8 protein-coding genes and 1 riboswitch are annotated in these 9,593 nt (G+C 62.4%); of the genes, 5 read left to right on the top strand and 3 right to left on the bottom strand.

All coding sequences use genetic code 11. The features are described from left to right. The 3 genes from QZL67_RS09180 to QZL67_RS09170 all read right to left on the bottom strand — a co-directional run. On the bottom strand, window positions 1-819 hold an 819-nt coding region (locus QZL67_RS09180), incomplete at its 3' end, for a putative ABC transporter permease (RefSeq protein WP_292920216.1). Window positions 820-857: 38 nt separating this feature from the next. Next, a complete protein-coding gene (locus QZL67_RS09175; RefSeq protein WP_022290425.1) occupies window positions 858-2,111 on the bottom strand; it encodes an HlyC/CorC family transporter in 1,254 nt (417 codons plus the stop codon). A 312-nt stretch (window positions 2,112-2,423) separates the two neighbouring features. Continuing rightward, complete coding sequence (locus QZL67_RS09170; RefSeq protein ID WP_022290424.1) at window positions 2,424-5,459, bottom strand: S-layer homology domain-containing protein; 3,036 nt, start codon at window positions 5,457-5,459, stop codon at window positions 2,424-2,426. Window positions 5,460-5,708: 249 nt separating this feature from the next. Here QZL67_RS09170 and QZL67_RS09165 point away from each other — a divergent pair, with 249 nt between their 5' ends. The 5 genes from QZL67_RS09165 (at window position 5,709) to cytX (ending at window position 9,544) form a co-directional block, all read left to right on the top strand. Then, entirely contained in the window at window positions 5,709-5,894 is a 186-nt protein-coding gene (locus tag QZL67_RS09165; RefSeq protein WP_022290423.1) for a ferredoxin, read from the top strand. A gap of 77 nt (window positions 5,895-5,971) precedes the next feature. Further along, window positions 5,972-6,080, top strand: a riboswitch (TPP riboswitch). Between the two features lie 180 nt (window positions 6,081-6,260). Beyond that, on the top strand, window positions 6,261-7,058 hold the full coding sequence (gene thiD, locus QZL67_RS09160; RefSeq protein WP_292920222.1) for a bifunctional hydroxymethylpyrimidine kinase/phosphomethylpyrimidine kinase: 798 nt from the start codon (window positions 6,261-6,263) through the stop codon (window positions 7,056-7,058). Beyond that, window positions 7,055-7,660: an energy-coupled thiamine transporter ThiT gene (locus QZL67_RS09155; protein WP_022290421.1), complete on the top strand. Its 606-nt coding sequence runs from the start codon at window positions 7,055-7,057 to the stop codon at window positions 7,658-7,660. The genes thiD and QZL67_RS09155 overlap by 4 nt, the downstream gene beginning before the upstream one ends. Before the next feature lies 1 nt (window position 7,661). Then, window positions 7,662-8,369: a TenA family protein gene (locus tag QZL67_RS09150; RefSeq protein ID WP_022290420.1), complete on the top strand. Its 708-nt coding sequence runs from the start codon at window positions 7,662-7,664 to the stop codon at window positions 8,367-8,369. Then, on the top strand, window positions 8,366-9,544 hold the full coding sequence (gene cytX / locus QZL67_RS09145; RefSeq protein ID WP_022290419.1) for a putative hydroxymethylpyrimidine transporter CytX: 1,179 nt from the start codon (window positions 8,366-8,368) through the stop codon (window positions 9,542-9,544). Before QZL67_RS09150 ends, cytX begins: the two co-directional genes overlap by 4 nt. The last annotated feature ends 49 nt before the right edge of the window (window positions 9,545-9,593 follow it).

Genomic DNA, 9,593 nt, shown 5'->3' with positions numbered 1-9,593 from the left:
GGCCAGGGCGTCGCCGGTGAGGTCCGCGGATTCCTCCAGGTGATCCAGGGTCCGCTCCAGTGTGTCGGAAATGGTGTGCAGGGCCTGGAGCTTGGCGGAGGTACGGCGGCGGAGGTTCTCCTCCAGCTGCTCCTTCCACTTCCGGGAGCGGGAGAGGCGCTCCTCTTCCCGTTCCAGCCGCTCCACTTCCGTCCGTTCCCGGAAGCGGCGCAGATCGTCTGCGGCAAAGGCGGCAGCCACCTCCGCCCGGCGGGCCAGACGCCGCAGATCCTCGTTCTCCTCCGTGAGCTTGGAGAGGACCCGCTTGAGATCCAGGGCAGCCTGGGTGGACTGCACCACATCCACCGCAAATACGGCGGTCAGCACCAGCGCCAGCGGGTCCACCAGCAAGGAGGGAATATCCGCCAGCAGCCGGGAGATGGGAGGATGGATCAGGCGCACCAGCAAGATGGAGAAGAAGCCCCAGGCGATGGAGCTGGTCAGGCAGATGTACCCGTGGAGATTGAAGGGCTGACTGGAGTAGTCCCAGTAGCGCATCTGGAACAGCCGCTCCATTACCGCGCCGGTGACGTACTCCAGCGCCGTGGCGGCCGCTGTGCCCAACAGGAATACCAGGCGCAGGTCCTGCCGAACCGGCAGCGTGACGAAGAGGATGATGATGGCGCCGCTTCCGTAGATGGGCAGCACCGGCCCATGGAGAAAGCCCCGGTTTACCCATCGCCGCTGGCGGATGGAGACATAGCAGCTCTCCCATACCCAGCCGCAAAAGCAGTAGAAGAAAAACAGCAGTACCCACTGACCGGTTGTATATAGATGCATAAAAACTCCTTTTTAACGGGGAAATGTCTGCCGGCAGGTCAGGTCTCCGCCGGCGCCTTTTCGGGGGCCAACACTTGAATTTCCAGAACCCGGCGATGGTCCACCCGGGTGACGGTGACCTCCAGCCCGTCGGATGTAAAGTGGTCCCCTGCCTGGGGCAGACGGCCCAGCTGTTCGATGACCCAGCCGGAGACGGTGCTGGCGTCGCTGTCGTCCTTGATGGAGAAGAGGTCGAAGAGGTCGCTCAGATCGGCGCTGGCGGCGATGAGATAGCTGCCGTCACTCTGGCGGCGGATGGATTCCACCACCTCGTCGTGCTCATCCCAGATCTCTCCCACCAGCTCCTCCAGAATGTCCTCCAGCGTCACCAGACCCTCGGTGCCGCCGAATTCATCCACCACTACGGCCATGTGGATCTTTTTCTTCTGCAGTGTCCGCAGCAGGGCCCCCAGCTCGGCGTTGGCGGTGGTGTAGTGGATGGGGGTGATGCAGCCGGAAATATCCGTGCGTCCCCGGTAGCGGGCGGCGTGGAAGTCCTTTTCGTGGATCAGTCCCACAATGTCGTCCACATCTTTGTGGTAGACCGGTAGCCGGGAGTAGCCGCTTTCGGCAAAAACAGCGGCGATCTCGTCCATGGTGGCGGAGTCCTCCACCGCCACGATGTCCACCCGGGGCGTCAGGATGTCCCCGGCCTCCAGATCGCCGAACTCGATGGCGGAGCGGATCAGCTGGCTCTCGTGCTGATCCAGACCGCCCTCATTTTCCGCCTCGGAGACCATGGTGATGAGTTCATCCTCCGTGATGCCCTCCCCGTCTGCCGGGCGGATGATGTGGCTCAGAAGCCGCTTCCACTGGGAAAAGAGGAAGTTCAGCGGCCGCAGGATCACCAGCAGCACCCGCAGCAGCGGCGAGGCCCACATGGCAATGCGCTCCGGAGATTCCTTGGCGATGCTCTTGGGGGAGATCTCGCCGAAGATCAGTACCACCACCGTCAGCACCACCGTGGAGATGGTGGGACCGTAGGCGTTGAACAGCCGGGTAAAGAGCACCGTGCCCAGGGTGGAGGCGGTGATGTTGACGATGTTGTTTCCGATGAGGATGGTGGAGAGCATCCGGTCGTACTCGTCGGCGATGGAGAGCGTCAGGGCGGCCCGGGTGTCCCCTGCCTCCGCTTTGCTGCGCAGGCGGATTTTGTTCAGGCTGGAAAACGCGGTCTCCGTGGCGGAGAAGTAGGCGGAAAAGATCACCATGACAACGATGGCGGCAATCAAGGTAGCTGTGGTACTGTCCATGGAAAACGAAATCACTCCTAATCAAAAGTTCAGATGGTTTGAAACCAGCGGTTAAAAGGGTAAAAATACGCAGCAAGGGACAGCCTCACCCCGAAGGGGTCAGACTGTCCCTATTTCATAACATTCTATGTGAGCGGACGACGGAGGTTGGTCCACGGGTATTTCTCAATCCCTTCCCAGGTCCTTTGGCCTGATATATTGAACTTCAGCATACCATAAACAGGGAGAGAAAGCAAGGGACCACCCTGTTAAAATTTCGCCCCGCCCAAAGCGGGCACCTGATCGGTGCCGTGCCGGGCGGGGCGAATCGCATTACAGGAGATTATAGAGGATCTTGGCCATCTGGCCCCGGGTGATGCTGGCATTGGGCAGGAAGGTGCCGTCGCTGTAGCCGCTGATGACACCTTGGGCCACCATGGTCTGGATATAGTAGGTGGCGTAGGACGGGATGGAGGCGGCGTCGGAGAAGGTCAGCGCCGTGGTGGCGTAGCCCTTTTCCTGGGTGCGGCCGATCATGGTGGCCGCCTGGGCCCGGGTGAGGCTGGCGTTGGGGTTGAAGTAGAGCTTTCCGTCAGCACCGGTGGAGCCGTTGATGATGCCCTTGGAGTACAGGGCCTTCACGGCGGGGACGGCATAGGACGGGATGGAGCTGTTGTCCGCGAAGGGCAGCTGCACGCTGGCGTAATCGCTCTCGCTCAGACCCAGATACCGGAAGAGCATGGCGGAGAACTGGGCCCGGGTGATGTTCTGGTTGGGCCGGAAGGTTCCGTCCTCATAGCCGGTGGTGATGCCGGTGCTGTACAGGAAATCCACATAGGTGGCGGCCCAGTAGCCGTCAATATCGGTGAACTTGTGGTTGGTGCTGGTGGGCGCCACGTCCACGGAGGCCCGGCCGATGTTGCCGGAGGCGTCCCGGGCGGTGATGGTGAGGCGCATGGCGTCGTGGCTCACCTGGGACTGGGGCAGCGACACGGTCAGCGCGCCGGAGGCGGTGTTATAAGAGAAGTCCAGCGCGGCGCTCTTCTGGCTGCCGCCGGAGCAGGTGACGGAAATTGCGCTCTTGGGCAGCACACCGTCTACAGTGTCGGCCACGGTGGCGGTCAGCTGCCAGGCGGCATTGTCCAGGGACGCGGTGACGGAGGGCACCTCCGTATCCACAATGCCGTCATGGGAGGCGGTGATCTGGTCCAGGTAGATGGTGCCGGAGGAAGCGGCGGAGCCGCTGACCGCCAGGCCCTGAATGGAGAAGGTGCCGCTGATGGGAACGGAGACCTGCTTCCAGCCGGTGAAGTTCAGCGTGGTAATAGGCTTGAGGAGGCTGGAGGTGGTGCCGTCACTGTACAGGAAGGAGAGCGTATTGCCGGAGCCGTCGCCCCGGACCCAGACGTTCAGGCTGGAGTGCTGGGTGCCGATGGCTGTGGAGGAGGCGGCGCGCCACTGGGCGGCGTAGCCGCCAGCTTCCGTCAGGGTGTAGTCTACCTTGGCGGCACCCCGGCCCAGCTTCACATAGTCGCTGGCGGAGGTGAGGCTGAAGTCCATGTTGGTGCCGCTGCCCCGGAAGATGGTGGTGGAGCCTTCAAAGTTCTCAATGCTTTCAAGGCCCGTGCCGGCCACGGTGACCTTCACCGTGGCGCTCTTGCCGCCGGCGGTGACCGTAATGGTGCCGGTGCCGGGAGCGGTGGCGGTGAAGATGCCGGTGTTGGAGATGGTGCCGATGTTGCCGCTGACCGTCCAGGTAAAGGCATCCTGATCCGCCTGGAGGGCCATGTGGTGGTACACGGCGGAGGCTACCAGAGCGGCGGAGGCGCCGTCAGCCACGGAGATGCTGGAGACAACGGTGCCGCTGCTGTTGCGGACGGTGATGGAATCCGGCGTCTCGATGGCGTGGACCGTGGTGGAGCCCTTCTGGCTGCCGCTGTATGCGGTGACGGTGATGTCACCGCCGCCGGCAGGCGTGGTCAGGACGTTGCCGTCCAGTGTGCCGGCACTGGTCTCCAGGTCATAGGGCTCATCGCCCATGGGGATGAAGTTGGTGTCCAGGGCGGCGGCGGAAATATTCACCCGGCTGCCGGCCAGGACATAGCTGTGATCTGCCTGGACATAAAAGCTGCCGAGGCGTCCGGTGGGTTCACTGCTGGCCACCAGGAACACGTGGTTGGTGACGGCCCGCTCGCTGCCGTCGGAGGGAGTGTTGATGGTCTTGGCGGTCAGCTCGTCCGGCTGAGTGACGGTGATGGCGGTGGAGCCGCCGCCGTCCAGGCACAGAGCGGTGACGCAGCCCAGCTCCACCATCCGCTGAGCCAGCTGATTGAGGGATGCGCCGATGGAGTGGCCGGATTTGCGGCCGTCAATGGTGTAGAAGACCAGCGTGCCGTCCGCCTTCTGGCCGATAGCGGTGCGGGGGCTGGCGCTGTTGGAGAGGCCGGAGACCACAGACCCGTTTTCCACCAGAGAGTAGAGCGCACCCACGGCGTACTCCACATCGTTCCACTGCTCGCTGGAGGCGGTGACGGAGAGGGTGATGGTGCTGCCCACGGGGATGCGCCGCAGGGCATCCACATTGTAGGAGCTGGACTGGAGATTGGCGGAGAGCACGATCTGATCGGGGCCGATGGCGGTGGCGGAAGTGGCCTCGACCACCTGGTCCACGGTGGCGGTCATCTCCCCGCCGATGGTCAGGGAGCCGCGGTCAATGGTGCAGATGACATCCACGCCGGCTTCTGTGTTGCCGGTGGTATGGCGGGAGTTGAAGTCATAAGTATAGAGATAAATGCCGCCGGTAGAGACCCGGGCCTTATTGACGCCGGTGAGCTGGCGGACCACCTCTGTGGGGGTGCCGTAGTCGTTGAGCAGCTCATAGCCCAGGTCCGCGGAGACCTTCACCGTGGGCTTGCCCAACACGGCGGTGCCGTCCGCCCGGAAGCCGATGGCGTAATACCCACCGTCGGTGCTCAGAAGTTCCCCTTCCGACACAACCAGGCCGATGGGCAGGCCGGTGGAGGTGTTGAAAAAGTCGCCGTTCATGCCGGCAACGACCCGGTATCCTTTGGATTCCAGGCCCTTGGCGGCCGAGGAGACCGTGATGCGGGAAGTCAGAGTGTCACCATAGGTGACAATGGGCGTCACATCTTCATTGGGGGTATAGGTCACCACGTTTTCTGTCCGCAGATCCGAATATGCGGAACTCCAGAACACGTTGGTGGAAAGCTGTGTCTCCTGGTTGAGCAGCGTGTCCCGGGTGGAGAGATCCTCGCCCAGGGCATTGGACGCGGCGGCGCTGATGCCCAGGGAACAGGCCAGCGATGCGGAAAGGAACAAGGACAATGTCCTGCGGAAAAAACGATTCATAAGCTGCCTCCGTCAGTTTCAAGGGTGGTCAACATAACATTTTTCAGAATAGCACAAAAAAGGGATAAAGTAAATGCCGAACCGGAAACAAACCCGCCGTTCCGGCCGGAAAAATGTTCTTTTTTTCTGACGAAACAGCGCCCAAAAAGTTCCCTGCATGAAAAAGGCCTTGTGGGAGATCGCCGGAGGAGGCTATAATGGGGAAAAACCGCTCCGACGAGGCCGGAGCAGACGGAGGAGGAGACGCGGATGCAGATCAAGATCGACGAGAGCCGGTGCATCGGCTGCGGGATGTGCGCGGCGGTGGTGCCGGAGGTATTTGCCATCGTGGGCCGGGTGTCCCGGGTGACGGGGGCACCGGAGAAAAACCGGGAGAGCCGGGTGTTTGACGCAGCCAACGGCTGCCCGGTCAACGCCATTTCGGTGAAGCGGTGAGGAAAAACCGGCAGGACCCCGCCGGTTTTTTGTCGGGAACGGTTGCAAAATCTGGAAAAGGGGCGTACAATAAACGGAACTGAACAACGGGGAGTCCGTATTGCCGGGCTGAGAGGAGACCGCCATGGTCTTTACCCGCGACCTGATTTGGATCATGCCAACGTAGGGAGATAAGGATGCGCGCCGCAGACTGCCGATCAGGGTGTCTGCGGCGCTTTGCGCGTTTTTGGGGGATTTGGAGGCTCTTCCGCCCCGGCGCGGGTTTAAAACGGGAAATCCGGCCATCGGCCGATTCCGGCGGTACATTGGGGGCACCACCTTGTATCGCCTCATAAAACTTCAATGCGAAAAGGAGAAATCAGTATGATGAAAACAGCATTGACGATCGCTGGCAGTGATTCCAGCGGAGGCGCCGGGATTCAGGCAGACATCAAGACCATGACGGCCAACGGCGTATTCGCCATGAGCGCCATCACCGCCCTGACTGCCCAGAACACCACCGGCGTCACAGACATCCTGGAGGCAACACCCCAGTTCCTGGGAGAGGAACTGGACGCCATTTTCACCGACATCTTCCCCGATGCCGTGAAGATCGGCATGGTCTCCTCCTCCGGCCTCATCTCTGTCATCGCGGACAAGCTGCGCCAGTACGGCGCAAAGCACATCGTGGTGGACCCGGTGATGGTGGCCACCTCCGGCGCAAAGCTCCTGCGGGACGACGCCATCGCCGTTCTGGAAGCGCAGCTGCTGCCCCTGGCTACGGTTCTGACCCCCAACATCCCGGAGGCCGAGATCCTCTCCGGAATGACCATCCAGAATGCCACAGACATGGAGCAGGCGGCCCGCACCATCAGTGAGCGGTACGGCTGCGCTGTTTTGTGCAAGGGCGGCCATCAGATCAACGATGCCGACGACCTGCTCTGGCGGGACGGCGTGGGCAAATGGTTCCGGGGCCGCCGCATCAACAACCCCAACACCCACGGCACCGGCTGCACCCTCTCCAGCGCCATCGCCTCAAACCTGGCCAAGGGCTATGATCTGGACACGTCTGTGGAGCGGGCCAAGGCGTACATCTCCGGCGCGCTGGCAGCTATGCTGGACCTGGGCAAGGGCAGCGGTCCCATGGACCACATGTTCGCCCTGAGAGGAGAGTTCGTCCAATGATGACGCCCCTCATCGCGGCGGTCTTTGCCATCGTAGTGCTGGCCGTTACCTTGTGGCAGTGCCGGGGACTGCGGCTCACCGTCCGGGATATCTGCCTGGGCGGCGTGATGACCGCCGCCACGCTGGTGCTGCGCTGCATCCTCATCACGCTGCCCAACGGCAGCCACATCAGCCTGGGGGCCATGCTGCCCCTGCTGCTGCTCTCGCTGCTGTACAGCCCCCGGGTGGCCTTCTGCGCCGGCTGGGTCACCGGCATCCTGGCCATGGTGCTGCTGCCGGACTGGCAGCCCGTCCACTGGGCCCAGCCCTTTGTGGAACAGCTGATCTGCTTTTCCGCCCTGGGCTACGCCGGCATCTTCGGTACGGACCGGCGGTGGAAGATCGTGGCCGGTACCACGCTGGCGGTGGCGCTCAGCGTTTTGAGCCATATCATGGCGGGCGCCGTCTTTTTTGCCCAGTATGCCTGGGATGGATATGGCCCCTGGGCATACAGCATCCTCGCAAATCTCTCCGGCCACGGGACAGAGGGCCTGCTGACCATCCTGGTGGTGGCCTTCCTGCCCATCTCCCGGCTCCGCCGGGCCGTGAAAGCAGGTGGCTGAGATGGGATTTGTCAGCGAACTGATCCGGGACAGCCTCCCCATCTGGCAGCAGTGCCTGGACTCGGACTTTGTCCGGGGCGTGGCAGACGGTTCCCTGCCGGAGGACTGCTTTCAGGGCTACATTGTGGACGACAGCCTGTACCTCCGGGAGTATGCCAAGGTCTTTGCCTGGGGTATGCTCCACGCCCGGGACATGGCAGAGATCCGCAACTACTACTCTCTGCTCTCCTTTGTCAATGAGAGCGAGGATGCCACCCGTCTTGCCTATCTGCGGCGCTACCACCTCACCGACGAGCAGATCCAGCGCCTGCCTCTGCGGCCGGAAAACCGGGCCTACGCGGATTTCATGCTGGACTCCGCCCGGGAGGGCCAGGGCGCGCCGGAGTGCATGATGGCGTGCCTTCCCTGCATGCTCAGCTACGGCTGGATCTTCCGGCAGGTGGTGAAGGCATCGCCCCAGGTGCAGTCCACTCCCTACTGGCCCTTTGTCCGGGACTATGCCTCGGACCGCTATGAAGCGGCCTGCAGCCAATGGGCGGCCTTTACCGACGAGGTCTGTCAGGACCTTTCGCCCCGGCGGCGGGAGATGTGCCGGGAGATCTTCCGGACCTGTTCCCTCCACGAGCTGCATTTTTGGGAAATGAGTGCCAAACCTCGGACGGATCTGGGGGTTGATGCCGATTCGGCGGAAGGGAGAAACCACATATGAAAAAAACATCGGTCTTTCAGAACAGTCTCATCTGGTTCGGTGCAGGCGTCTCCCTGGCGGAGATCCTCACCGGCACCAGTTTTGCACCCCTGGGCATGGCCCGGGGCTTTGCCGCCATTTTGCTGGGCCACGTCATCGGCTGCGCCCTCTTTTTCCTGGCGGGCCTCATCGGCGGCCGTACCGGCCGCAGTGCCATGGAAACGGTGAAGATGAGCTTCGGCCAGAAGGGCGGACTGCTCTTTGCCTTTTTGAACGTGCTGCAGCTGCTGGGCTGGACCGCCATCATGATCTATGACGGCGCCCTGGCCATCGACGGTATTTTCGGCGCCGGACACTGGATCTGGTGCCTGGTGATCGGCGGACTCATTATCGTGTGGATTCTGGTGGGCATCACCAACCTGGGACTTATCAACAAGATCTCCATGACGGCCCTCTTCCTTCTGACGCTGGTGCTGTGCAAGGTGATTTTCTTCTCCGGTGCCCCGGTGGGGGGCGACCTGGGAGAGACCATGAGCTTCGGCGCGGCGGTGGAGCTGGCGGTGGCCATGCCCCTTTCCTGGCTGCCCCTGATCTCCGACTACACCCGGGAGGCGGAAAAACCCTTCCAGGCCACTCTGGCCAGTACCTTGACCTACGGTGTGGTGTCCTGCTGGATGTATGTGATCGGCATGGGTGCCGCCATTTACACCGGGGAGTATGACATCGCCCAGATCATGGTCAAGGCGGGCCTGGGGATTGCGGCGCTGGTGATCCTGGTGCTCTCCACGGTGACCACCACCTTCCTGGATGCCTGGTCCGCCGGCATCTCCGCTGAGTCCCTCAGCAGCAAGCTCAACGGCAAGTGGACGGCGGTTGTGGTGACGGTGGCGGGCATTGCCGGTGCCATCCTCTTCCCCATGGATGACATCACCGACTTCCTCTATCTCATCGGCTCCGTATTTGCGCCCATGATTGCCGTGCAGATCGCGGACCACTTCCTGCTGCACCGGGACCGCTTCAACGAGGCGTTCGACGGGCGGAACCTGGTGATCTGGCTGGTGGGCTTCGTGCTCTACCGGGCGCTGATGCGCGTGGACATCGTGGTGGGCTACACCCTGGTGGATATGGTGGCCACCATGGTACTGTGCCTGCTGGCAGACGCCGTACTGGGCCGCCGGGAGCGCACCGCGGCCTGACGGAAGTCTTAAACGGCCCTGCTTCAAATCTTTGTGACACAAAGCCTGG

Origin of the sequence: Oscillibacter sp. CAG:155, assembly GCA_000436875.1 — a bacterium.
Taxonomy (GTDB): Bacteria; Bacillota; Clostridia; order Oscillospirales; family Oscillospiraceae; genus Oscillibacter.
The sequence above is the reverse complement of the archived record's forward strand: the minus strand, read 5'-3'. Positions and strand labels throughout refer to the sequence as shown.